This window comes from Salipiger bermudensis, from assembly GCF_017309175.1.
Classification (GTDB): Bacteria; Pseudomonadota; Alphaproteobacteria; order Rhodobacterales; family Rhodobacteraceae; genus Salipiger; species Salipiger bermudensis.
On record NZ_JAEKJV010000004.1, the window covers coordinates 165,028 to 188,962 of the forward strand.

Annotated in this window: 22 protein-coding genes and 1 pseudogene; 4 read left to right on the forward strand and 19 right to left on the reverse strand. The window is 67.6% G+C overall.

Going from position 1 to position 23,935, the window contains the following annotated elements; all coding sequences use genetic code 11:
- Nucleotides 1-121: 121 nt before the first annotated feature.
- From JF542_RS07325 to JF542_RS07385, 13 genes are all read right to left on the reverse strand, one after another.
- Nucleotides 122-856: a class II aldolase/adducin family protein gene (locus JF542_RS07325; protein WP_207075343.1), complete on the reverse strand. Its 735-nt coding sequence runs from the start codon at nucleotides 854-856 to the stop codon at nucleotides 122-124.
- 15 nt (nucleotides 857-871) lie between these two features.
- A complete protein-coding gene (locus JF542_RS07330; protein WP_207075344.1) occupies nucleotides 872-2,293 on the reverse strand; it encodes a carnitine 3-dehydrogenase in 1,422 nt (473 codons plus the stop codon).
- Complete coding sequence (gene bcoG, locus JF542_RS07335; RefSeq protein WP_207075345.1) at nucleotides 2,290-3,210, reverse strand: 3-dehydrocarnitine:acetyl-CoA trimethylamine transferase BcoG; 921 nt, start codon at nucleotides 3,208-3,210, stop codon at nucleotides 2,290-2,292. The genes JF542_RS07330 and bcoG overlap by 4 nt, the downstream gene beginning before the upstream one ends.
- A gap of 9 nt (nucleotides 3,211-3,219) precedes the next feature.
- Nucleotides 3,220-4,002 carry a carnitinyl-CoA dehydratase gene (locus JF542_RS07340; protein ID WP_007801823.1) on the reverse strand — a complete coding sequence of 261 codons (783 nt, stop codon included), beginning with the start codon at nucleotides 4,000-4,002 and terminating at the stop codon, nucleotides 3,220-3,222.
- Entirely contained in the window at nucleotides 3,999-6,044 is a 2,046-nt protein-coding gene (locus JF542_RS07345) for an acetate--CoA ligase family protein (RefSeq protein WP_207075346.1), read from the reverse strand. The genes JF542_RS07340 and JF542_RS07345 overlap by 4 nt, the downstream gene beginning before the upstream one ends.
- A 3-nt stretch (nucleotides 6,045-6,047) precedes the next feature.
- Nucleotides 6,048-7,208, reverse strand: coding sequence for an acyl-CoA dehydrogenase family protein (locus JF542_RS07350; RefSeq protein WP_207075347.1), 1,161 nt, complete (start codon nucleotides 7,206-7,208; stop codon nucleotides 6,048-6,050).
- Between the two features lie 77 nt (nucleotides 7,209-7,285).
- Nucleotides 7,286-8,104, reverse strand: coding sequence for an ABC transporter permease (locus tag JF542_RS07355; RefSeq protein ID WP_207075348.1), 819 nt, complete (start codon nucleotides 8,102-8,104; stop codon nucleotides 7,286-7,288).
- Nucleotides 8,101-8,910 (reverse strand): ABC transporter permease, encoded by an 810-nt coding sequence (locus tag JF542_RS07360; protein ID WP_007801831.1) that lies wholly within the window; start codon nucleotides 8,908-8,910, stop codon nucleotides 8,101-8,103. The genes JF542_RS07355 and JF542_RS07360 overlap by 4 nt, the downstream gene beginning before the upstream one ends.
- Nucleotides 8,911-8,965: 55 nt before the next feature.
- Complete coding sequence (locus tag JF542_RS07365) at nucleotides 8,966-10,078, reverse strand: ABC transporter substrate-binding protein (protein WP_007801833.1); 1,113 nt, start codon at nucleotides 10,076-10,078, stop codon at nucleotides 8,966-8,968.
- Between the two features lie 91 nt (nucleotides 10,079-10,169).
- Nucleotides 10,170-11,204 (reverse strand): ABC transporter ATP-binding protein, encoded by a 1,035-nt coding sequence (locus JF542_RS07370; protein ID WP_340689145.1) that lies wholly within the window; start codon nucleotides 11,202-11,204, stop codon nucleotides 10,170-10,172.
- A 102-nt stretch (nucleotides 11,205-11,306) separates the two neighbouring features.
- On the reverse strand, nucleotides 11,307-12,350 hold the full coding sequence (locus JF542_RS07375; RefSeq protein ID WP_242533643.1) for a LysR substrate-binding domain-containing protein: 1,044 nt from the start codon (nucleotides 12,348-12,350) through the stop codon (nucleotides 11,307-11,309).
- The gene (locus JF542_RS07380; protein WP_207075350.1) at nucleotides 12,277-13,008 is read right to left on the reverse strand and encodes a class II aldolase/adducin family protein; all 732 of its coding nucleotides are present in this window, start codon (nucleotides 13,006-13,008) and stop codon (nucleotides 12,277-12,279) included. Before JF542_RS07380 ends, JF542_RS07375 begins: the two co-directional genes overlap by 74 nt.
- The gene (locus tag JF542_RS07385; RefSeq protein WP_242533644.1) at nucleotides 13,005-14,135 is read right to left on the reverse strand and encodes a TauD/TfdA family dioxygenase; all 1,131 of its coding nucleotides are present in this window, start codon (nucleotides 14,133-14,135) and stop codon (nucleotides 13,005-13,007) included. Before JF542_RS07385 ends, JF542_RS07380 begins: the two co-directional genes overlap by 4 nt.
- Before the next feature lie 127 nt (nucleotides 14,136-14,262).
- Between JF542_RS07385 and JF542_RS07390 the strand changes: the two genes are divergently transcribed.
- Complete coding sequence (locus JF542_RS07390) at nucleotides 14,263-15,156, forward strand: LysR substrate-binding domain-containing protein (protein ID WP_007801843.1); 894 nt, start codon at nucleotides 14,263-14,265, stop codon at nucleotides 15,154-15,156.
- A 58-nt stretch (nucleotides 15,157-15,214) separates the two neighbouring features.
- A pseudogene (locus tag JF542_RS07395) lies at nucleotides 15,215-15,364 on the forward strand (SDR family oxidoreductase); the annotation flags it as partial.
- A 32-nt stretch (nucleotides 15,365-15,396) separates the two neighbouring features.
- On the opposite strand, the gene JF542_RS07400 reads toward JF542_RS07395, so the two are convergent.
- Nucleotides 15,397-15,735 carry an ArsR/SmtB family transcription factor gene (locus JF542_RS07400; RefSeq protein WP_007801847.1) on the reverse strand — a complete coding sequence of 113 codons (339 nt, stop codon included), beginning with the start codon at nucleotides 15,733-15,735 and terminating at the stop codon, nucleotides 15,397-15,399.
- 113 nt (nucleotides 15,736-15,848) lie between these two features.
- On the opposite strand from JF542_RS07400, the gene arsB reads away from it, so the two are divergent.
- Nucleotides 15,849-16,895, forward strand: coding sequence for an ACR3 family arsenite efflux transporter (arsB, locus tag JF542_RS07405; RefSeq protein ID WP_207075352.1), 1,047 nt, complete (start codon nucleotides 15,849-15,851; stop codon nucleotides 16,893-16,895).
- 37 nt (nucleotides 16,896-16,932) lie between these two features.
- Nucleotides 16,933-17,595 (forward strand): arsenical resistance protein ArsH, encoded by a 663-nt coding sequence (gene arsH / locus JF542_RS07410; protein WP_207075353.1) that lies wholly within the window; start codon nucleotides 16,933-16,935, stop codon nucleotides 17,593-17,595.
- Nucleotides 17,596-17,653: 58 nt separating this feature from the next.
- Here arsH and JF542_RS07415 read toward each other — a convergent pair whose 3' ends face one another.
- Genes JF542_RS07415 through JF542_RS07435 form a run of 5 tightly spaced genes read right to left on the reverse strand, consistent with a single transcriptional unit; the run spans nucleotide 17,654 to nucleotide 23,933 of the window.
- Complete coding sequence (locus JF542_RS07415; protein WP_207075354.1) at nucleotides 17,654-18,832, reverse strand: class II aldolase/adducin family protein; 1,179 nt, start codon at nucleotides 18,830-18,832, stop codon at nucleotides 17,654-17,656.
- Nucleotides 18,829-19,719, reverse strand: a complete 891-nt coding sequence (lsrF, locus tag JF542_RS07420; protein ID WP_207075355.1) for a 3-hydroxy-5-phosphonooxypentane-2,4-dione thiolase — start codon at nucleotides 19,717-19,719, stop codon at nucleotides 18,829-18,831. The genes JF542_RS07415 and lsrF overlap by 4 nt, the downstream gene beginning before the upstream one ends.
- Nucleotides 19,712-21,250, reverse strand: a complete 1,539-nt coding sequence (locus tag JF542_RS07425; protein WP_207075356.1) for an FGGY-family carbohydrate kinase — start codon at nucleotides 21,248-21,250, stop codon at nucleotides 19,712-19,714. The genes lsrF and JF542_RS07425 overlap by 8 nt, the downstream gene beginning before the upstream one ends.
- Nucleotides 21,247-22,965, reverse strand: coding sequence for a glycerol-3-phosphate dehydrogenase/oxidase (locus JF542_RS07430; protein ID WP_207075357.1), 1,719 nt, complete (start codon nucleotides 22,963-22,965; stop codon nucleotides 21,247-21,249). Before JF542_RS07430 ends, JF542_RS07425 begins: the two co-directional genes overlap by 4 nt.
- Nucleotides 22,962-23,933 (reverse strand): sugar-binding transcriptional regulator, encoded by a 972-nt coding sequence (locus tag JF542_RS07435; protein ID WP_207075358.1) that lies wholly within the window; start codon nucleotides 23,931-23,933, stop codon nucleotides 22,962-22,964. The genes JF542_RS07430 and JF542_RS07435 overlap by 4 nt, the downstream gene beginning before the upstream one ends.
- Nucleotides 23,934-23,935: the final 2 nt, after the last annotated feature.

Below are 23,935 nucleotides of genomic sequence, written 5' to 3' on the forward strand. Positions count from 1 at the left end.
GAGACTGCCTTTCGTCCTGTATCGTGTCGGCCCGCCGGAACGCGGGCGTTGGCGCTTACCTAGCCTGCAAAAAGGGCGCGGCCATACCGGCGCGCGCCCCGCTTGATGCCGGCCCGAGAGGTCAGGCGCGGTAGTCGCTGCCAAGCCCGTCGATGGAGCGCAGATGCGCCTCCCATTCGAGCTGCAGGTCGCCGTCTTCTTCGTTCATCTGCGCGTATTGCGCATGGACATGGCTGGCGATCTCGTCATCCACGAGCCGCAGCGGCTGCCCCGACGATGTCGCCGCGACCTGGATCTCGCAGGCGCGCTCGAGGTAGAACATGTTGTTGAACATCTCCGCCGCGCTGCCGCCCGTCGCGATGAGCCCGTGGTTGCGCAGCACCAGCACCGGGTGATCGCCGAAATCGGCCACGATGCGCTCGCGCTCTTCGAGATCGAGCGCGATGCCCTCGAAGTCGTGATAGGCGATGCGGTTGTGGAATTGCAGCGAGATCTGGTTCAGCGGCAGAAGGCCCTCCTCCATGCACGACACCGCAACGCCCGCGCGGGTGTGGGTGTGCATGATCCACGCCGCATCGTGACGGTGCATGTGCACGGCGGAGTGGATGGTGAAGCCGGCCGGGTTCACCCGGTGCGGGCTGCCGTCGACCTTGTTGCCGTCCACGTCGATCTTGACCAGCGACGAGGCGGTGATCTCTTCCCAGCGCCAGCCGTAGGGATTGATCAGGAAATGCCCGTCCTCGCCCGGCACCCGGGCGGTGATGTGGGTGTAGATCAGGTCGGTGAACTTGTGCAGCGCCGCCAGCCGGTAGCAGGCGGCGAGCTCTTCGCGGGTCTGTTTCTCTTCGGGGGACATGGCGATCTCCGTTGGTCAGTTGCGTTGGCCGACCGCCCCGCCTGCGCCCTCGGCGGGGCGCCCGGTGTGGCGGGCGGCAAGGTCTTCGAGCGCCCGCGCCACCTGTGGCTCCGGCGGACAGGCCCGGCGGGTGGTCAGGTCGGTGTGCAGCATTAGCGTCTCGATGGTGGCGGCAAGGCTGCCGTCCTCGGTCAGCACGCGATGGAAGAGCTTCATCTTCTTGCCGGCGCCCTCGAGCACCTGCGTGGTCACCGTGAGCAGCGCGCCCCGGTGCACCTCGTCGAGATAGCGGATGCGGGTGTCGACAGTGAAGAAACTCTTGCCACTCGCGACATAAGCTTCGTCGGCGCCCACAAGCTTCATCAGGCCATCCGTGGCCCAGGTGCCAAGCTCGAGATAAGCGGCCTCGTTCATGTGGCCGTTGTAGTCGGTCCAGGTGACCGGCACGGCGCGGCGCGAGGTGATCGGCAGGCCGTCGATCTCGCCACCCGCGGCAAGCTGCGCCTCATGCGCGACGATGACGCCCCCTGCCCCGCTCTCGGTGCGGCGCAGCCCGCGCAGGATGGCGACGAGATTGTCGTCCCGGAGCTGCTCCAGCTCCGCGATGCTCAGGTGGCCCGACTGGGCGTCGGACTGGTCGCTGATCGTTCTGACCAGCGCGGCGTCGAGCGCGGGCACGTCGGTCAGCTTTGACCACGGCCAGTGCAGCGACGGGCCGAACTGTTCCATGTAGCTGGCCATGCCGGCCTCGCCGCCGGCAAGGCGGTAGGTCTCGAACAGGCCCATCTGCGCCAGCCGCAGGCCAAAGCCCATGCGCATGGCATCGTCGATCTGCGCCGTGGTGGCGATGCCGTCACGGATCATCCACAGCGCCTCGCGCCAGATCGCCTCCTGAAAGCGGTTGCCGATGAAGGCGTCGATCTCGGTCTGCATCTCGAGCGGGAACATCCCGAGCGACTGCACCACGGGCAGGGCCTTTGCGCGCAGTTCGGGCGCGCCGGTGATCTCGACCAGCGGCAGCAGGTAGACCGGGTTGAACGGATGCACGACCACCACCGGTGCACCGGTCGCGGCAAGGTCGGAGGCCTTGAAGCCTGAGGTCGAGGAGGCGATGAAGCCGCCCTCGGGCAGGAGCGCGGCGATCTGGCCATAGACCTTGTGCTTCAGCTCCAGCCGCTCCGAGACGCTTTCCTGCACCCAGTCAGCGCCTCGCACGGCGTCTTCGAGCGTATCGCAGACGCGCAGCGCGCCTTCGGGCGGCAGAGGCCGGTCGTAGAGCGCCGGCAGCGAGGCGCGGGCGCGATCGAGCACCGCCCCGACCTTGCGCGCGGCCTCGGGATCCGGGTCGAACAGCGCCACGTCCCAGCCGTTGAGCAGGAAGCGTGCCGCCCAGCCACCGCCGATGACGCCGCCGCCGATGATGGCTGCCCGGCTCATGCGGGCACCGGCATGGCGCGCTTGACGAGGCCGAGCTGGTCGCGGACCTCCTGAGGCCCCATCAGCGAGGCGCCCATGTTGGACAGGATGCTGGCGGCCTTCTCGACGAGCTGCGCGTTGGTCGCCATCACGCCGCGCTCGAGATAGAGGTTGTCCTCGAGCCCCACGCGCACGTTGCCACCCGCAAGCGCCGCGGCGGCGACATAGGGCATCTCGTCCCGGCCAAGGCTGAAGGCCGACCAGGTCCAGCTTTCGGGGACGTTGTTCACCATCGCCATGAAGGTGTTCATGTCGCCCGGCGCGCCCCACGGGATGCCCATGCAGAGCTGCACCAGCGCCGGATCGTCGAGCACGCCTTCTTTCACCAGCTGCTTGGCGAACCACAGGTGGCCGGTGTCGAAAGCCTCGATCTCGGGCTTCACGCCAAGCTCGGTCATCATCCGGCCCATGGCACGCAGCATCTCGGTGGTGTTGGTCATCACGTAGGTGCCGTCACCGAAGTTCATCGAGCCGCAGTCGAGGGTGCAGATCTCGGGCAGACAGTCGCGGATATGCGCCATGCGCTCGGTTGCGCCCGCCATGTCGGTATTGGGACCGTCGAGCTCCATCGGGATCTCGACATCACCGAAGGTCAGGTCACCGCCGGTGCCGGCGGTCAGGTTCAGCACCACGTCGACTTCGGACGCGCGGATGCGGTCAGTCACCTCGCGAAACAGCGCCCGGTCGCGGCAGGGCGCGCCGGTCTCGGGATCGCGGACGTGGCAATGCACCACCGCCGCACCGGCCTTGGCGGCATCGATGGCGGCCTCGGCGATCTCGGCCGGAGAGCGCGGCACGAGCCGGCTCTTGTCCTGCGTGGCGCCCGCGCCGGTGATGGCGGCGGTGATGAAGGGCTTGCGGTTCATCTGGAGGGTCATAGGATCTCCTTACCGGCCTTTCCAGACCGGGTCACGTTTCTCTGCGAAGGCGCGGGCGCCTTCCTTCTGGTCCTCGGAGCGGTAGAGCCGCTCGACGGTCTCGAACTGGCTGCCATTGATGCGGTTGAGCACGTCCTGGAACTTCATGTCCTCGGCCTCGCGGGCGATCTCCTTGATCGCGGCAAAGACCAGCGGCGGGCCGGAGGCGAGTTCGTCCGCCATCTTGCGCGCCTCGGCCATCAGGTCTGCGGCGGGCAGGATACGGTTGATCAGGCCCCAGCGATGCGCCTCCTCGGCGTCGAACCAGCGCCCGGTAAAGAGCAGCTCCATCGCGATGTGGTAGGGGATGCGCTTGGGCAGCTTGATCGTCGCGGCATCGGCCACGGTGCCGGACTTGATCTCCGGCAGGGCAAAGCTGGCATGATCGGCGGCCAGAATGATGTCGGCGCCGAGCGCCAACTCGAGCCCGCCGCCGCAGGCGATGCCGTTGACGGCGGCGATCACCGGCTTGTTGAGGCCGCGCAGCTCCTGCAACCCGCCGAACCCGCCAACGCCGTAATCGGCATCCGCCGCCTCGCCCTCGGCCGCGGCCTTGAGATCCCAGCCCGGGCAGAAGAATTTCTCGCCCTGCGCGGTGAGGATTGCCACGCGCAGCGCGGGATCGTCGCGGAATTCGGTGAAGATCTCGCCCAGCTCGCGGCTCGTCGCCATGTCGATGGCGTTGGCCTTGGGCCGGTTCAGGGTGACTTCAAGCACCGCACCGCGGCGCGTCGTCAAGACGTTCTGGGTCATTCTTCCATCCTGATCAGGGCATCCGCCGCCACCGCGTCCGTGGCGCGGCAGATCAGCGGGTTGATTTCGATTTCGTGCAGGGCGCTCGCGTTGTCCTGTACAAGCGTTTGCAGGGCCATGGCGGTGTCGATGATCGCGTCCATGTCGGCCCCGGGGCGGCCCCGGTAGCCGGTCAGCAGCGGCGCGGTGCGCAAGGATTGCAACGCCGCCGCGATGTCGTCGCGGCTGGCGGGGATCAGCACCGAGGCGGTATCGCGGATGAGCTCGGTGAGAATGCCCCCTAGGCCCAGCGTCAGCACGAAGCCATGCGCCGGATCGCGCGTCACCCCGAGGATCAGCTCGGCGACGGTGCCGGTGATCATCTCCTCGACGAGGAAGCTCTCGGCCGGCATTCCTGCCGCCGCGTCGCTGACCTCCTGCGCGGAGGCGAGGTTCAGCACCACCGCCCCGGCCTCGGTCTTGTGAGCGATGCCCTCGCCCTTGAGCACCACGGGAAAGCCGATCCGGGCGGCGGTCTCGGCCGCCGTGGCTGCATCCGCCGCGCGACCGGAGCCGGGCACCCGAACACCGACGCCGCTGAGCAGCGCCTTGGCCTCGGCCTCGGAGAACACCCGCGCCGCGCCGCTGCCGTTGACCGGCAAGGTCACCGGATCGGGGCGCGCATTCCCCCCCGGCGGCACGGCGACAGCGGCGCGGATCGCCTTCAGTGCATCGCCCATGCCGCAGAGCGGCACGACGCCCACCTCAAGCGCCCGTCGCGCCACCGGCTCGGGCAGCCCTTCCGCCAGCAGCGAGACCATTGCCATCGGAGTGCCCGTCGCATCGCGGGTCTTGGCCACGGCGCGCAGCACCTGATCGTAATCGGGCGCGTCGAACCGGTCATCACGCGGGTAATCCACCACCACGCAGCCCAGGCCAAGCGCGGCCCCGGCATCGCAGAGAGCCGTGAAGGTCGCCGTCAAAGCGTCTTCGTCGCCCCAGATATAGGTGTTGTAATCCAATGGGTTGGCCAGCGCGACCTTGGGGCCGAGCGCGGCGCGCAGGCCGGTCTTCTGGGTGTCGGTGAGCGCGGGGTACGCGACCCCGGCGATCTCGCCCATGTCGGCCATCAGCGAGGCTTCACCGCCCGAGCACGACGCAGAGGCGATGCGCGCAGAGCGCAAGCCCCCGGTGACATGCAGGATCTTCAGCGTCTCGACCAGCTCGGTCGGGGTCTCCACCTGCGCGATGCCGAGGCGGCGCAAGAGCGCCCGTGCCCCCGCGTCCGAACCGGTGAGCGAGGCGGTGTGCGACACCGCCGCCGCCTGCGCCTGCTCGGACGAGCCGACGCGCAGCGCGACAATGGGCTTGCCCAGTTCGGCGGCGCGGGCGGCCAGCGCCTCGAAGGCCGGCAGATCGCTGATCCCCTCGATATGCAGGCCAAGCGCGGTGATGCGCGGATCTTCCAGCAGCGCGATGCCGAGGTCCGACATCGAGGTCTGTGCCTGGTTGCCCGCCGCGACAACGGCGGCGAGCGGCAGGCCACGGCGCTGCATGGTCAGGTTGATGAGCACGTTCGACGACTGGCCGATCACGGCCACGCCGCTCTCGACCGGGCTCATTCCGTGCCGGTCGGGCCAGAGCGCGACACCGTCGAGCGCGTTGACGATGCCGTAGCAGTTGGGGCCAAGCACGCGCATCTCGCCCGCGGCCTCAACCAGCTCTGCCTGAAGGTCATCGCCGTCGGCAAGCTCGGAGACCGCTTCGGAGAAGCCGGCGGCGAAGCACACCGCGCCGCCGCAGCCCATCCTAGATAGGTCGCCCGCCATCTTGACGGTCAGTTCGCGGTTGACGCCGATGAAGGCGGCATCCGGCACGCCGGGCAGCGACGCGAGATCGGGATAGGCCGGCTCGCCGCCAACCTCCGATTTCTTGGGATGCACCGGCCAGATCGGACCGGTGAAGCCGGTGGCGCGGCACTGGCGCACCACCGCCTCGCACCATGCGCCGCCACCGATCACGGTGATGGCCTTCGGCGAGAAGAAACGGCTCAGCGGCGACATGGCTCAGGCTCCCAGCGGCCGGAAAATCTCCCGGCTGATGATGTGGCGCTGGATCTCCGAAGTCCCGTCCCAGATCCGCTCGACGCGGGCGTCGCGCCAGAAGCGCTCGATGGGCAGCTCGTCCATCAGGCCCATACCGCCGTGGATCTGCAGCGCGGCATCGGTCACACGCGCGAGCATCTCCGAGGCATAGACCTTGGCCGAGGCGATCTCGCGGTTCGCCGGAAGGCCCTGGTCAAGGCGCCATGCCGAGGAGAGGGTCAGCCAGTCGGCGGCATCGATCTCGGTGATCATATCGGCGATCTGGAAGCTCACACCCTGGAACTTGCCGATCGGCTGGCCGAACTGCTTGCGCTCGGCGGCATAGGCGACCGCGTGGTCATAGACCCGGCGGGCGCGGCCGACCGAGTTGGTCGCCACGGTGATGCGCGTGGCATAGAGCCACTCGTTCATCACGTCGAAGCCGCCGTCGACCTCGCCCAGCACCTGCGCATCCGACAGGCGGCAGTTGTCAAAATAGAGGATCGAGTTCTGGTAGCCGCGATGCGAGACCGAGTTGTACCCGCGCGCGATCTCGAAGCCGGGCGTGCCGCGATCCACGAGGAAGCAGGTGATGCGCTTCTTGGGGCCGCGCGGGGTCTCGTCGACGCCGGTGGCGACGAAGACGATGACGAAATCCGCGTGCTCGGCGCCCGAGATGAAATGCTTCGAACCGTTCAGCACCCAGTCGCCGCCGTCACGCACGGCCTGGCATTTCATGCCGCGAACGTCCGAGCCCGCGTCGGGCTCGGTCATCGCCAGCGCGTCCATCTTCTCGCCACGCACGGCAGGCATAAGGTACTTCTCGACCTGCTCGCCCTCGCAGGCCATCAGGATGTTCTGCGGGCGCCCGAAGAAATGGGTCAGCGCCATCGAGCCGCGGCCGAGCTCGCGCTCGACCAGCGCGAAATCCACGTGGCTGAGGCCCGGCCCGCCGACGCTCTCGGGGAAGTTCGAGGCATAGAAGCCCAGGTCGAGGCACTTCTGCTTGATCTCCTGCGCGATCTCGGCAGGCACCTCGCCAGTGCGCTCGACAAGCGCCTCGTGCGGGTAGATCTCGTTCTCGACGAAGCTCCGCACGGTGGAGACGATCATCTCCTGTTCTTCGGTCAGTCCAAAATGCATGGGTCACCCTTTTCTTTGGGTCGGGAGTGTGTGGGTTGCAGAGGGAGAGCCGCGCCGCTCCGGCGGCGCAGGTCGGGTCAGGCGCCGCGGGCCCGTCGTTCCTTGCGCATGAGCATGGCGGCACGGATCACCACCAGTACCGTGACCACGAGGATCAGCAGCACCGACAGCGCGGCGATGGCCGGATCGACATTGTCGCGCAGGCCCATCCACATGCGGCGCGGCAGGGTGATGGTCTCGACCGAGGTGACGAAGAGCGTCACGCCGATCTCGTCCCAGCTCAGCAGGAAGCAGAGAAAGAACGCGCCCAGCAGCCCGAAGCGGATGTTGGGCAGGATCACTCCGAAGACGCGGGTCGGCACGCTGGCGCCCATCGACTGGGCGGCAAGATCCATGCGCCGGTCGAGCTGGCTGAGCGAAACCATGATGACCACCACCGCGTAGGGCACGATCATCACCATGTGGGCCAGCACCACGCCGCCGAGCTTGTCGTAGGCGACGAGCGAGTTCCACCGCGCCAGCTGGTTGAGAAAGAAGTAAAGCGTCAGCGACGACACCACCGGCGGCGCCACCATCGGCAGCAGCACGAAGCCGGTCATCAGCCCCGCGCCGCGCGGGCGCAGCATCCAGATGCCGATGCAGAAGGCCGCGGCGAGCGCCACCGCCAACAGGCTCGCCAGCACGCCGACCTGCACCGAGGTCAGCAGGCTGCTGCCCCAGTCGGGATCCTCGAACAGCGCGGTGTAGTGGCGCCAGGACCAGTCGCCATTGGGCAGCGACAGGTAGCGGCGCGAGGTGAAGCTCACCGGCACCACCGCGATCAGTGGCATCAGCAGGAACAGCGCGACGAGCGAGGAGAGAAGCGTGGCGAGCACGCCGGGACGAAGCCGGTTCATTTTGCCATCTCCCCGTAACGACGCATGAGGATGAAGAGGATGCCGCCGACCCCGAGCATCAGCACGACGCTCATCGCGGCGGCCATGCCCCATTGCGGGATCTGGAAGAGCCAGAGGTAGATCAGCTCGGCCACCAGCACCGATTGTCCGCCGCCCAGAAGCGCGGGCGTGACGTAGAAGCCGATGGAGAAGACGAAGACCAGCAGCGTGGCGCCCATGATGCCGCTGGCGGTCATCGGCAGGAACACCTGCCAGAAGATCCGCAGCCGCGAGGCCCCCATGCCGTCGGCGGCCGTGAGCACGCGCTCGTCCACGTTGCGCATGGCGGTGGCGAGCGGGAAGACCGCGAAGGGAATGAGGTAGTGGGACATGCCGACGACGACGGCAAACTCGTTGCGGGTCATCTGGATGGCGCTGTCAATCAGGCCGAGATCCTGCAGCCAGGTGTTGAGCAGGCCACGGTTCGAGAGCATCGACAGCCAGCCGAAGGCACGGCTGAGCACCGAGATCCAGAACGGGATCATGATGCAGAGCTCGGTGATCGAGCGCACCAGCGGGCTGCCCCGCACCCAGAGCAGGGTGATGACATAGGCGCAGCTCACCGACACGGCGGTGACGATGACGCAGAGCCGCAGGGTCCGCCAGATCACGCCGGTCGGCAGATCCTCGGTCAGCACGCGGCCATATTGCGCGAGCCCCGGGTCGGGGTCGGTAAAGCTGAGCTGCACGATCCCGAGGAACGGCAGCAGGTAGCTCGCTCCGAGAAACAGCAGCACGGGACAGATGAGAAAGAGAACGGGGCGCATGTAGGCTCCTTGACGCCGCCCCCGCCACTGGGACGGGGGCGGCGGTTTCGGGGGATCAGGCGGAGATGATCTGGAGATACGCGTCGAGCGCGGCGCTGTAGTTCTCCTCGTACCACGCCATGTCGAGCGCCACCTGCTTGGGCAGGTTCGCCGGGTCCATCGGGTTGAAGCGGCGCTCCTCCTCTGGGATCAGCGCATCCGCCGCCGGGTTGGACGGGCCGTTGCCCAGCATCTGGAACAGCACCACCTGGCGCTCGGGCTCCTGGGTCGCCGCGATGTAGTTCATCGCCGCTTCCTTGCCGCCCGGATTGTCCTTGAGCACGCCGATGCCGCCCGGGCCGATGATGCCGTCATCCCAGGTGAAGGTGATCTCGCCCTCGGTGTCCTTGTGCAGCAGGCTCGCGCGGGTGTTCCAGATCAGCGCCATGGAGACATCGCCGTTGAGCAGCAGCGACTGGCTTTCGGCACCGCCGCCCCAGAACGCGCCGACATGCTCCTTGAAGGCCTCGATCTTGGCGTGCGCCCGGTCGAGATCGAGCGGGTAGAGATCCTCGGGCGCCACGCCGTCGGCCAGCAGCGCCGCTTCCCACATGCCGGCGCCCCACTTGTACATCGAGCGCTTGCCGGGGAATTTCTCGGTGTCGAAGAAATCGGCCAGCGAGGTCGGCGGGGTGTCGTACTTGGTCGCGTCGTAGGCAATGACGTAGCTGTAGAAATAGCACGACGACGAGTACTCCCAGTGGAAGCCCTCGCGCTGCTTGGCCGGGTCGACCACGTCATAGTCGATCGGCTCCATCATGCCCTGGCGACCCAGCGCCTGCGACGAGAACGGCTCGGCATCGACGAGGTCCCAGGTCGGACGGCCGCCCTGCACCTGCGCGGTGATTGCGCCCTCGGTCGGGCCGGAACCGTCATAAAGCACGTTGATGCCGGTTTCCTCGGCGAAGGGCTGGCCGAAGGCCGCGTCCATGGCGTCGAGCGCGTCGCCGCCCCAGTTCACGAACACCAGCCGGCCCTCCTGAGCCTGCGCGCTGCCGGCGCCGAGGCCGAGCGCGGTGGTGCCCATCAGGGCGCCCAGCCCCTGCAGCATCTGGCGGCGCGAGATCTGTCCCTTCGCGGTGCGTTCCTTGAGGATTTCCACGAGGTCGTTCTGGAAGTGATTGGTCATTGTCTCACCTGTTGCTTGGTTATCGGGTAGACCTTTCCCGCCCCGGGCGCTGAGGCGCCCCGGTTTCACGGGATCGGCTGTCGGGAAATGGTCAGATGGCGAAGCTGTCGCGGGTGTCCCACGCGACGTTCAGCTCGCCCCCCCGGTCCGGCGGCGGCAGGCCGGGGCCGTTGTCGAAGTAGAGCATCAGCTCCTCGCCGGCGCGGGTCTCGAGCAGCAGCCGCGACTTGGAGCCAAGATAGACCCGGTCGCGCACCCGTGCCGGAAGCTGGTTGCCGTCCCCTGCCGCGGCGAGGCGCATGTGCTCGGGGCGGATGGCGACATGCTCGTAAGCGGTTGCGTTCGCAGGCAGCTCGAGCGGCGTACCGGCGATGCCGCCGGCCTCGGCGTCGAGCGACAGGATGTTGATGTCGCCAAGGAACTCCGCGGTGAACCGGTTCGCCGGACGCTCATAGACCTCGTCCGGGGTCCCGATCTGCTGCAACTCGCCGTGGTTGAAGATTGCGATGCGCGAGGACAGCGCCAGCGCCTCTTCCTGGTCGTGGGTCACGAAGACGAAGGTGGTGCCTAGATCGCGGTGCAGGCGCCGCAGCTCTTCCTGCATCTGGCCGCGCAGGTTCTTGTCGAGGGCCGAGAACGGCTCGTCGAGAAGCAGCACCTTGGGTTCGTAGGCCAGCGCCCGCGCCAGCGCCACGCGCTGCTGCTGGCCACCGGAGAGCGCCTTGGGTTTCTTGTGCTCGTGGCCCGAGAGCCCGACCATCTCGACCATCTGCGCGACCCGGTCGGTGACCTGCGCCTTGGAGCGCTTCTGCACCTTCAGCGGGAAGGCGATGTTTTCGGCCACCGTCAGGTGCGGAAACAGGGCGTAGCCCTGGAAGACCATGCCGAAGCCGCGCTGGTTGGCCGACCACGTGGTCATGTCCTGCCCTTCCAGCATCAGCCTGCCCCGCGTCACCGGCTCATAGCCGCCAAGCAGCGTGAGAAAGGTGGTCTTGCCCGAACCGGAGGGGCCCAGAAGCGAGAGGAACTCGCCTTCAGAGATTTGCAGGGAAACATCACGCAGCGCGTGGAACTTCCCGAATGTCTTTCCGACCGAACGTGCTTCGATCTGCGTTGTGTTCGACACAATCGCCTCGCTTTTCATTCCTGTCCGTGTTGGCCCAAGGGTGAGGCGGCAAGAGGTGAACTGCAAATGAAACTTATTCAGACGCTCGACAAACTTCTTTTGTCACGACTTCCGGATGGGTGTGAGTCTGGAGAATTCAATCTTAGATTTCAGCCACTTGTGGAATTCATCGACGATGGGATTTTCGACGTTCTCCTCTGGCGTGCAAATGAAATAACCCGTGCTTTCGTGCAATGATGCCGCGAAAGGCCGCATCAAACGCCCCTCGCGAAGATCCTTCCCCCACAGAACGGTGTCTCCGATGGCAATTCCCTCGCCCGCGAGAACCGCGGTGTGCACGATGTTCATGTCGGAATAGCAGATGCCGCGCCGGGCATCCTCGGAGGGCAGCCCCGAGAGGGTCATCCAGTCTTCCCAGTCAGTAAAGTCGCTCATGTGCAGAAGCGTCGCCTGCTGCAGGATGCGCAGGTCGTTGAAGCTCTTGAACCGGCTGAGATAGGCCGGGCTGCAAAGCGGCGTGAATTCGACCGAGAACAGCGGCACGCTCCTGAGATTGGCGCGCGGCTCGTGCCCGAAGGTGATGAAGGTGTCGATCTCGGGATTGGTGGTGTCGGCCATCTTGTGCGAACTGAGCACCGTCACCACCACGTCGGGATGCTCGGCGATGAAATCGCCAAGGTGCAGGCACAGCCAGCCATCGGCAAAACCGGGCGTGGCGCTGATCGTGAGCGAGCCGGTGAGCCCCTCCTGCGCCACCCGCGCGGTGGAACTGGCGATCATGCTCAGCGCGCGGCGCACGTCCTCGGCATAGGCACGGGCGCGGGGGGTGATCTCGGACTTGTTGCCGCTGCGCTCGACGATCTTGAAGCCGAGATCGGCCTCGAGCAGCCGCAGCTGGTGGCTGATCGCGCTGCGGGTGACGTTGAGCTCGGCCGCGGCACGCCAAAGCGCACCGTTGCGGGCGACGCTCTCGATGGCGCGCAGCGCCTGGATGGAAGGATAACGTTTGATGACGGGCCTCGCGCGTGGATGCCCCCGCTGGATACACCGGCGAGGGCTGTCATGCGAGGGCTCAGAGCGCCGGAAGCTGCGCCTTGAGGAAGGCAAAGTGCCGGTCGGCCATGCCCGCATAGGCGCGCCAGCCATCGGCGGTGTTCTGCGCCACCGCGTCCGAAAGCACCGCCAGCGGCGCGCCCGTCGAGCGTGCGAGGATCAGCGTCTGCGCCGCCTTCTCGAAGAAATAGAGATCCTCGAAGGCCGCGGCGACCGTGTCGCCAACGATGGTGACGCCGTGGTTGCCCATCACCAGCACCGACTTGTCGCCCAGCCGCTCGGCCAGCCGCTCGCCCTCTTCCTCGGCATCGGCGATGCCACCGAAGTCGAGATCATAGGCGGTGCGCCCATAGAACCGCGCCGTGTTGTTGTCGATCGGCACGACGGTCGGATCCTTCAGGCAGGCCAGCGCCGTGGCATAGGGCGAATGCGCGTGCAGGACCACCCGCGCCTCCGGCTTCTTGCGGTGCAGCGTGCCATGCACGCACCAGGCCGAGGCATCCGGCGTCCCCTGCCCCTCCAGCACCCGCCCGTCGCGGGCATCGATGCGCAGCAGGTCCTCGGGGCGGATGGTGGCAAAGTGCTGCCAGCACGGGTTCAGCAGGAACGCGGCGCCATCTTCGGACACCGCCGCGCTGAAGTGGTTTCCGACGGATTCGCTCCATCCCATCTGGTGGCAGATCCGGAACGCCGCCGAGAGATCCTGCCGCAGGGCGGCAGTCTCTTCGTCGGGAAGGCTGTGCGCGTTCATGCCTTGAACCGCCCTTCGCTGACCAGCGCGCGATAGGTCGAGCGCATCTCGGCCCGGTCGGTGTAGCAGCCGCGCAGGTAACGGTCGCCGCTTTCGGCGGTATAGGCGGCGCGGCCATGCACGATGCGGTGATTGTCGAACACCATGCATTCGCCTGCCTTCATCAGGAAGGTCATCATGTATTTCTCTTCCTGCAGCATCTTTCCGAAGCGGCAGAAGGCCGGGTACCAGCTGTCGAGCAAGTGCTGGTCGAGATCGGAGAGGTCAAGCATGTGCTGGCTGATCGTCAGGCCCGACACTTCGCCATGCTGGTCCAGCTCGATGATCGTCTGGCGCGAGCGCATGTCGTAATTGTCATGCTCGCAGAAGAACGGCACCGGCACCTCCGAGAGAAGCTTGAACCCCTCGGGGTCGCGGGTGCGGAAGTCGTTGGCCACCGCCACGCCATCGGCGTAGAGGCTGTTGCCGCCATCCACGGTGTTGGCACGGCAATGCAGGAACTGCACGCCCGGCGCGTGCTCTTCGGCGGGGGTGTCGGTGTGCAGCTCCAGCGCCGAGGCCGTGTAGGCGGTGTTGGTCGGGTTGATGTGGGTCTTCACGTCGAAATAGTCACCGAAGAAGGTCGGACGCACCTGACCGATCATCTCGGCCGTCTCGGTGAGGCCCGCGTTGCTGTCGGGCATATCGGTGAGGATGGTGAAGCCCTCGACCAGCATTGCCTCGATCCACTTGGCCCGCAGCGCCTCGTCTGCCAGCAGCTCGGGCTGGCTGAAGCGCGGCACGTCCGGGTAGTGATCGCCATACCACGCCTTGCGCGGCAGGTCCGCCGGATCGGGGCGGCGCTGCGGCACCTTGTAGGCCTCGAGCCATGCGATGGGGAAGCGGGTGACGTGGTCTTCGGCTTCCCAGGTCAGTTCGAGCGCGTCGCCGGCCACTTCGGCGGTCTTCGCCCGCGGCGCCGCGTCGAGGTGGAAGATGTCGAAGCTGCGCTCACGAGTGGCCGCGCTGAACGAGCTCGGGCAGTTGTCGCGCAGCCAATGGTAGTTGAAGTAATGGCTTTCACCATCGGAGAGGATAATCTCGAGCCCCTTGTCCTTGAGGACCGGGGCAGCCACAGGGGAGGTCATGACATTCATGCGTGTTCTCGATGTGTTGGCGTGAATTGGGGAGGATTCTGCAAAGAAGCATTCCACGTCTTCCTTTTGGCCAACAGGCGGATTAGCGTGAAGCTAACTTAATCCCGGGGTTAATCTAATGGAGCGATTTCCACCGCTGCGCCTGCTCACCACCTTCGAGGCCGTCGCGCGTCATGGCTCGATGCGGCTGGCGGCGGCACGGCTCAACGTCACCCAGCCGGCGGTCAGCCAGGCCCTTAAGGCGCTGGAGGAGCATGTCGGCACGACGCTGTTCGACCGCGCCACCCGGCCCGCGCAACTCACCGAGGCGGGCGAGCTCCTGTCCCGGGCGGTACGCGACGGGCTTGGGCAGATCTCGGCGGCGCTCGAGGACATCCGCGCGCTCAGCGGCCAGGACGGCGCGCAGGTCATGGTGTCCTGCACGCTCGGCATGGCGACCTACTGGCTGATGCCGCGGCTGCCGCAGTTCTATGCAAGCCACCCCGAGATCACGGTGAACGTGCAGGCTCCGGCGACGGACCTGCCGCACCTGTCGCCGGGCATCGACATCGCCATCCGCTACGGCACCGGAGGCTGGCGCGAGGGCACGACGCAGAAGCTCTTCGACGAGCGCGTCTGTCCGGTCGCCGCGCCCGCCCTGCTGGACCGCCTCGAGGCCGAGGGCATCGGGCTCGACGGGGCGCCGCTGATCCACGTGCGCAGCCCGCACAACCAGCACTGGGCCGGCTGGGAGGACTACCTGCGCGCCCGCGGCATCGCGCGCAGCCGGCTCTCGGGGCAGACCTTCAACAACTACGTGCAGGCGGCGCAGGCGGTACTGGACGGGCGCGGCGTGATGCTTGGCTGGCGCTCGATTGCCAGCGGCGCGGTGCGCGACGGCGCGCTGCGCATGTGGCCCGGGGGCGAGCTCGATCTCGGGACATCCTACTTCGTGACCGGCGCGCGCCGACCGTCGCACCCCGCGAAAACGTTTCTCGACTGGATCAGCGCCACGGAGCACGCCGAGGGCTGAGCCTTCGGATCGTTGGCGCCGGTCGTGAACGCCAGTTTCCCCGACACCTACCAGGCCTCGGTGGGCGTGGATCGAGGACAAGATCAAGCTCGGCCGCGGCGGCGAGATCGAGGACATCATGGGCGCAGTGGTCTACCTGGGCTCCGACGCCTCGGCCCTCGTGACAGGCACGTCGCTGATGGTGGATGGCGGCTGGACAGCCGACTGACCGGGGGGAGGACGTGGCCCAAAGGCCGCGCCCTATGCCGTCTTGCAGCCCTGCCCCGTCAGACCGATCCCCGAGCAGGCGCCTTCGTCGCCGCCACAGCAATCCTCGAGCAGGAACCGCACCAACCCGTTCACCGCGTCCAGGCGCGGCGCGTACTGGATTTCGCGGTGCTGGCGTTCGCTGCTGACCAGCCCGGCGCGCTTCAGCGCGGCCAGATGGCCCGACAGGGTCGAGGGCTTGATGTCCAGCAGCCGCCCGATCTCCATCGCCGGCGTGCCCCCGGGGCCGCGCTGGACAAGGAGCCGGAAAATCCTGAGCCGGGTGTCATGGGCAAGCGCGCTGAAGGCGTCGATGGCGGCGGTCTGTTCCATAATTCGTCATTACGCGAAATGAGGAATGTTGACAAGCGAGCCACGTCTGACCTATCCGTCAATCAATTCGTAAATGCGCGAAATGACGAATTCATCAAAGCTCCGGAGGCTCCATGTCCGACACGTCCGCCCCCGCCCCGATGGGCCGCTTCGAACGCCTTCTGACGGTCTGGGTTGCGATAGCGATGGCCGCGGGCCTCGCCATCGGCACGGCGGCGCCGGGGCTGGTCAACGCCATCGCGGCGGCCGAGGTCGCCTCGATCAACCTCGTCGTGGCGGTGCTGATCTGGGCGATGGTCTATCCGATGATGGTCAGCGTCGATTTCGGCGCCGTGGCCGGGGTCGCGCGACAGCCCAAGGGGCTCATGGTCACGCTGGTCGTCAACTGGCTGATCAAGCCCTTCACCATGGCCTTTCTCGCGGTGCTGTTCTTCGATCACCTCTTCGCGCCGTGGATCGCCCCCGAAGATGCCGCGCAATACATCGCCGGGCTGATCCTCCTCGGGGCCGCGCCCTGCACCGCGATGGTCTTCGTCTGGAGCCAGCTGACCCGCGGCGATGCCACCTACACGCTGGTGCAGGTCTCGGTGAACGACCTGATCATGGTGGTGGCCTTCGCGCCGATCGTGGCACTGCTCCTCGGGGTGACCGAGATCGCGGTGCCGTGGGACACGCTGGTGCTGGCCACGGTGCTCTACGTGGTGTTGCCTCTGGTGGCGGGGCTGCTGACGCGCCGCGCGCTCGGGTCCGACGCCGCCATCGCGGCCTTCACCGCCCGCATCAAGCCGCTGTCGATGATCGGCCTGATCGCCACCGTCGCAATCCTCTTCGGCCTGCAGGGCGACACCATTCTCTCGCGCCCCGGGATCATCGCCCTGATCGCGGTGCCGATCCTGATCCAGAGCTACGGCATCTTCGCGCTGGCCTATGGCGCGGCCTTCCTGCTGAAGGTACCACACCGGATCGCCGCGCCCTGCGCCATGATCGGCACGTCGAACTTTTTCGAACTGGCCGTCGCGGTTGCCATCAGCCTCTTCGGCCTGAACTCCGGCGCGGCGCTGGCCACGGTGGTGGGTGTGCTGGTCGAGGTGCCGGTGATGCTGTCGCTCGTGGCCTTCGCCAACCGCACGCGTGCCCGTTTTCCCGGGGCTGCGGCCTGAGCCGCGCTGCCACGCGCCTCGTCCCAAGGAGTCCGACATGACCGACACGCCGCAGATCACCGATGCCGCCTTCGCACCCATCGATCCCGACGCGCTGTTTCCGTCCGAGCGCAGCTTCTCGCGCTTTGCCGCCGAAGAGGCCGCCCGCGTCCTGACCCGCTTCGGCGCCGAGGTGCAGCTCTTCGATCCGCGCGACCTGCCCGCGCCCGACAGCGCCCCGACCGATCACCCCAAGGTGGCCGAACTGCGCGACCTGGTAAGCTGGTGCGAGGGCATGGTCTGGTCCTCGCCCGAACGCCACGGCGCGATGACAGGCATCATGAAAAGCCAGATCGACTGGATCCCGCTGTCACTGGGCTCGGTGCGTCCGACGCAGGGCAAGACGCTCGCGGTGATGCAGGTCTGCGGCGGCTCGCAATCGTTCAACACGGTCAACCGGCTGCGCATCCTCGGGCGCTGGATGCGGTTGCTGACCATTCCCAACCAGTCCTCCGTGCCCAAGGCCTGGGACGAGTTCGACGAGGACGGACGGATGAAGCCCTCGCCCTATTACAACCGTATCGTCGACGTGATGGAGGAGCTGGTCAGGTTCACCCTCCTGACCCGTGACATCCGCGACCACCTCGTGGACCGTTACTCGGAACGGGTCGAGGATCACGCGGCGCTATCGGCGCGGGTCAACCAGTCCAAGGCGGTGTGACCACCCGGCTCCGGGCGGTCATCGACCGGGCCTTCGCAACCGTCGGCCCGGTCTGCCTCTATTTTCGCAGCTTGGCCTGCTCCAACTCCCAGTATTCGATGCGGAACTGCTCGTGCCGAGGCAGCGGCTGGTAGCCGCCAAGCGCCTCGGCAGACGCCGCAACGCGCAGGTTCTGCTCGGCCAGATCCGCGTTGATCCGCGCCTCGGTTTTGTTGCGCCCGAGGCCGATCACCCCGGCACCGGGAACAAAGACCACGCGCGGAGACCGGTCGAGCATCGTCAGGCTGCCGTCCGTGTGCGCCTCGAAATAGCGGGTATAGGACCCGGCGAAAGCCTCGGCGGCCTTCGCGACGGTGCCCGCATCCGCGTCCGCCGGGATAACCATCGGCCAGGGCTTGATGCGGATGACATGATCCGGCGTCACGGTTCCGCGGCTGACGGCCTCGGCCATGCCGTCCTGCCCCGAGAGACGGGCCAGCGGTTCGGCCCCGCGCAGGTCGTGCTCGGCAAAGCCCGGCAACGCGCTGCGCAGATGTGGCCGCAGCGCCTCGAGCACCGCGTTGCCCTCGCGCGCGGTTGGCGGCATCAGCGCGGCGCCGCGGGCGGCAAGATGCGCCTCGCAGACGGCCACGGCATCGCGGAACCGGCCAAGGCTCTCGTCCGCCGTGTCGCCCCATGTGAAAAGCCCGTGCTGTGCCAGCCACATGCCGGTGGCCTGCGGCTGCGCCGCAGCGGCCCGCGCGCCCTCGATGGACAGGTCGAACCCCGGAAAGACGTAAGGCAGAAAAACCATGCTGTCGCCGAAAAGCGCCTCAACCATCTCGCGCTGCTCGGCCTCGGGGCGGCTCGCCAGAGCCAGCACCGCCGAGGCGTGCCCGTGATCGACGAAGCGCGCGGGCAGGTAGCCGTGCAGCAGCGTCTCGACCGACGGGTTCGGCGCGGCGGGGTCGAGCAGGTTGGCACGCAGCAGGCGCACCATCTCGGTATCGCTGAGCCGCGGCCCGTCCTTGACCTCGAAGAGCGGGTCGAGCCAGAGGCCGGGCATGCCCTGCGGCTCCATCGTCGCCAGATCCCAGCCCGAGCCCTTGACGTGCAGCACCCGCCGGCCCTCTCGCATCACCTTGACCGAGGTGTTGCCACCGCCATGCATCGACAGCTCGGGGTTCCCTCCGAGCTGTCTGGAGCTCTCGACGCGCTGCGCCAGCAGCGCGTCTGCCTCGTCGAGCGTCAGTGTCATGCCGCCGCCTTGCGCGTGGCGAGATCGTTGTACATCTCGAACGCCTGCGCTGCCGGGAGCAATTCGTGCACCACCGCCGAGACCGCCTGGATCATCGCCACCGGATCACCGGCGCGGAAGATGTTGCGCCCCATGTCGACACCCGCAGCGCCCTGATCAATGGCCTTGAACGCCACCTCCAGAGCCTCGGCCTCAGGGATCTTCTTGCCCCCGGCGATGACGATCGGCACCGGGCAGCCGGCGCAGACCTTTTCGAAGCCCTCGTCGACGTAGTAGCTCTTCACATACTGCGAACCGATCTCGGCGGCGATGCGAGTGGCAAGGCCGAAGTAGCGCGCATCGCGCGCCATGTCCTTGCCGACGCCGGTGACCGCGAGGGTCGGCATCCCGACGCGATTGCCCCGGTCGATCAGGTTGATGATGTTGGTGATGCTCTTATGCTCGAACTCCGAGCCGATATAGACCTGCGCCGCCATGGCCGCCACGTTCATCCGCAGCGCGTCTTCCATGTCGACGGCGATGGTCTCGTTCGACAGCTCGGACATGATCGAGTTGCCGCCCGAGGCGCGCATCACGATGGGCTTGCGGGTCGAAGCGGGCACCGAGGTACGCAACATGCCCCGGGTGCACATCAGCACATCGGCATGCTCGAACAGCGGCGCGATATTGATGTCGACCCGCTCGAGCCCGGTGGTCGGGCCCTGGAAATAGCCGTGGTCGAAGGCCAGCATCACCGTGCGCCCGGTGTCGGGGCGGAAGATGCGCGCCAGCCGGTTCTGCATGCCCCAGTCATAGGCGCCCGCACCCTTGAGGAAGAACGGATCGTTCTTTGCAGGGGTCGTCAGCCCGAAATCCTTGCCGTCGATGATGTCGTCGAGATCAGCCATGTGATGTCCTTTCCTGTGTCTCTCTTGGTTCGAAGGCGAGCACCTGCGGCGGCGCCCAGGCCGCCCCGAGCGCATCGCGGTAGGCGCACCAGCGCCGGTATCTCGCGTCCAGCTGCGCCTGCGCCGCCGGATCGGGGGTGATTTCCTCGGTGTGCCGGGCCATGGCACCGGTCGCCGCGTCGAAGCCGTCGAACAGCCCCGCGCCGATGGCGGCGGCAATGGCCGCGCCCCGCGCACCGGTCTCGAGGCAATCCGACAGGCGCAGGGTCATGCCGAGCGTGTCGGCAAAGATCTGCGCCCAGAGCTGCGATTTGGCGGCCCCGCCCGACAGCGTCGCGGTGCGGAAGGCGCGGTCCGGGTCGAGGATCTCGAAATGCGCGCGGTGCCCGAAGGCGACCCCCTCGTAGAGCGCACGCACCATGTCGCCGCGCGAATGCCACGCGCCCATGGCGCTGAAGCCACCGCGGGCCCCGGGCACCGGCCCGGCATAGAGGAACGGGTGGAACACCGGCAGGTCGCTTTCCGGGTCGGAGCCGGCTGCCAGCCGGTTGCACAGCGCGAACGGGTCCTCGCCGGTGGCCTTGGCCTCGTCCGCGAGGAAGGTCTGCACGAACCACTCGAGGTTCGCCGCCGAGGTCGGCGAGCATTCACAGCTGACCCAGGTGTCCCGCCCCAGCACGCTGGCGAGCAGCGCGCGGGGTTTCTCGGGTAGCGCGCGGGCGAAGACCTGGTTGATCGACCAGCTTCCCGCCACGATCGAGGCCTCACCGGGCTGCGAAGTTCCCGCCCCCAGCGTCGAGGCCAGCACGTCAAAGAGCCCGCCCACCACCGGCGTGCCTTTGGCGAGGCCGGTGGCGTCGGCTGCGGCGGCGGTGACATGGCCCACGACGGCATCGCTCTGCGCCGGCTCGGGCAGGATATGCCGCAGCCCCTCGATCCCGTAGAGCCGCAACAGCGCGTCATCGTATTGCAGGGCGGGAAGCGCCAGCAGCCCGGCGCCTGCAAGGTCCGAGACCTCGGAACCCATGCGACCGGTCAGCCCGTGCACGATCACGTCCTTGCACAGCAGCGCGACATGCGCCCGCGCCATGATCTCGGGCCGGTTCTCGGCCATCCAGCGCAGCAGAACAGGGGTCATTGCGGGCCAGGGGCGCGATTGCGCCCGGCTCAGGATCTCGTCGCCATGTGCGGCGGCGATCTCGGAAGCCAGCGTCTCGGCCCGGTTGTCCATCGACTGGATGCCGACCAGGCCCTGCCCCTCCCGGTCCAGCAGGTAAAGGCCGTTGCCGTGGCCCGCAGCCCCGACCGCCAGCACCTGCGCGCCGCTCACCCCGGCCTGCTCGAGACAATCGCGGATCGCGCCCGAGGCGGCCTGCCACAAGCCCTCCGGAGAGCGTTCGACAAAGCCCGGTGCCGGTTGCAGCGTCTCGGAGCTGCGCGCGGCAACGGCGAGCGTCTGGCCGGAGGCGTCGAACAGCGCCGCCTTCACCATGGTGTTTCCGGCGTCCACGCCGATGAGATACCCTGTCATTGCGCCGCAACCTCCCCTTTGCGATGCAGGCCGATCCTTTCGGGGTCGGCCCCGTGATCCGTTGCCAGCTTCACGCGGAAGCCGTGCAACTCCTCCTCCCGGCGGGTCGGGCTCCAGCCCTTCGCCGCCGCCAGCCGGTCGGCCAGCGTCTCGAGCGCCGCCGCGTCGAGCCCGCCTGCCAGCGCCACCACCGTGCGGCGCAGCGCCAGATCGGCCAGTGTTTCGACCTGCTCGTGAGCGATCAGGTAGTCGATCTCGGCCTCGGAATAGCCCGGCAGACCGGGCAGCATCCGCTCACCCGCGAAGGCCTGCGCAAGCGCCTTCGCCAGCGTACCATAGCGCTCGAGCAACGTCGCGACGCGCGCCTGAGCCAGCCCCGAAACCGCCGCGACCTCGGCGCACCACGCGGTGCGGTCCTCCGGAAAATCGGCACCGCCGCCTATGGCGAGCTCCTGCGTGCCGCTCGTGCGCGCCATTCCGAGCCGCGTCATCACGTCATCCGCCGCCAGTTCACCAAAGGCGCGGAAGGTGGTCCACTTGCCGCCGATCATGCTCAGCACCGGCATCGCGCCCTCGGTCCAGCGGTTGAAATGCCCGCGCGGGATCTGCCCGGTAGTGCCAGCCCCGCTCACCGGCAGCGGCCGCACCCCGGCAAAGACGTGCAGCACCTGCTCGGGCCGCACCGTCACGCCGGGCAGCACCCAGGACATGCCTTCAAGGATATAGGCCCGCTCGTCCGCCTCGCAGCGCACCTTGTCGGGGTCCGGCACCTTGATGTCGGTCGAGCCGATCAGCACTTTCCCGTGCAGGCCGAACATGATGCAGATGCGCCCGTCGACATTCTCGTAATAGACCATGTCGTCGCCAAGCATGTCGCGCAGTTCGGGATGATCGAGCACAAGGTGCGCGCCCTTGGTGCCTTGCACCATCTCACCGGTGGTGCCGGCGCGCGCATTGGTGCGGTCGATCCAGGCTCCGGTGGCGTTGACGACGATCTCGGGGCGCAGGGTGATCTCGCGCCCGCCGATGCGGTCGGTCAGCGCGACCTCTGTCCCCACACGCGTGACCTCGAGATGGTTGAGCGCCACCGCATCGGCGCCGCTGCGCGCCACGTCTTCGAAGATCTCGGTCACCACGCGCTCGGGGTGGCTGACCTGACCGTCGTAATAGGTGGCAGCGCAGCGCACTGCGGGTCGGAAGGGAAACCGCGCCTTGGCCTTGTCCGAGGACCAGAATGCGTGGCGCGGCAGTCCACCCTTGCCACGGGTGTAGAGGTCGTAGAAGGACAGCCCCAGCTTCACCGGGAGGGCGCCGCGCCGCGAGGGCGCCTTCGACAGGCCGACGAATTTCAGCGGCGCGTTCAGCGCGCCCGACACCCAGCTGTCGATCGGCACAATGGTGCGCAGCGGGCTCACGAGATGCGGCGCGTTCTTCAGCAGGCGGTTGCGCTCGTCCAGCGCCTCGCGCACCAGATCGAACTCGCCGTTCTCGAGATAGCGCAGCCCGCCATGAACCATGCGGCTCAGCGCCGAGGAGGCCCCCGCGCAGAAATCCGATTTCTCGGCCAGCATCACCGGCACGCCGTTCAGCGCCAGCTCGCGGTAAACCGAGGCGCCGTTGATGCCGCCGCCGATCACCAGCACCTTCGGCGCGGCACCGTCCATCGCATCGAGCCGCGCGGCACGGGTCGTGGGGGGAACGATTTGCAGGGTCATGCGGCCTCCTTCAGGCGCGCCAGCACAAGCCTGGCGGTGGCCTCGTCGGTGACGAGCGTGTTGATATAGCCGCCGCGCACGACGGCGCAGATGGCCTCGGCCTTCTCCTGCCCGGCGGCGACGCCGATGCTGACCGGCACCTTGGCCAGATCATCCGGTGAGATCGCCACGACCAGGCGGTTGCGCACGTAGCCGGTCACTGCGCCCTGGGCATCGAGCACATGCGCCATCAGCTCCGCCACGGCGCCCGAGGCATAGAGCGCCTCTTCCTCGGCCGGCACGTCGCGGTGCAGATCGAAATACGAGGTCGCCTTCTCGCGCAGCCCGCCGATGCCGACGAGCGCCACGTCGGCGGCCCGCGCCGCTTCCATCACCCGGCTCACCGTCTTCATGCCGGTGATCATCGCGTGCTGTTCCTCGGTCTCGGCGAACATCGGCGAGAGCATCTGCACCGCCTCGCCGCCGAAGGCCCGCGCCAGCGTGGCGGCGGCGTGGTTGACGTCGGTGTAGTGCTTGCCCTGCACGAGGCCCGTCGCGGGCACCGCCGTCATGCCGCGCAGCGGCATCACCTGGCGCAGGCCGGCGACGCAGGCGCTGACACCCTTGCCGCCCGTCAGGCAGACCGTCATGCCGGGCTTGAGCTTGCTCGCCAGCAACTCGGCGGCGGTGATGCCGACCCGGGTCAGCACGGCCTCGGGGTTGTCGGACGCGGTGGTCTCGATCACCACCTCGCGCAGGCCCGAGACCTCGGCCAGCTCGCGCTCCAGCGCGAGATGATCCTGAAACGGCGAGCGGATGGTGATCTCGACCATGCCCATGTCGTGGCCCGCCTTGATCATCCGGTTCACGGTGGAATGGCTTTGCCCCATCCGCTCTGCCACCTGGGCCTGGGTCAGACCGTCGACGTAGTGCAGCGTCAGCGCGGTGTAGATCCGGCGCACTTGCGCGATGTCCTGAAGCTGGTCCATGA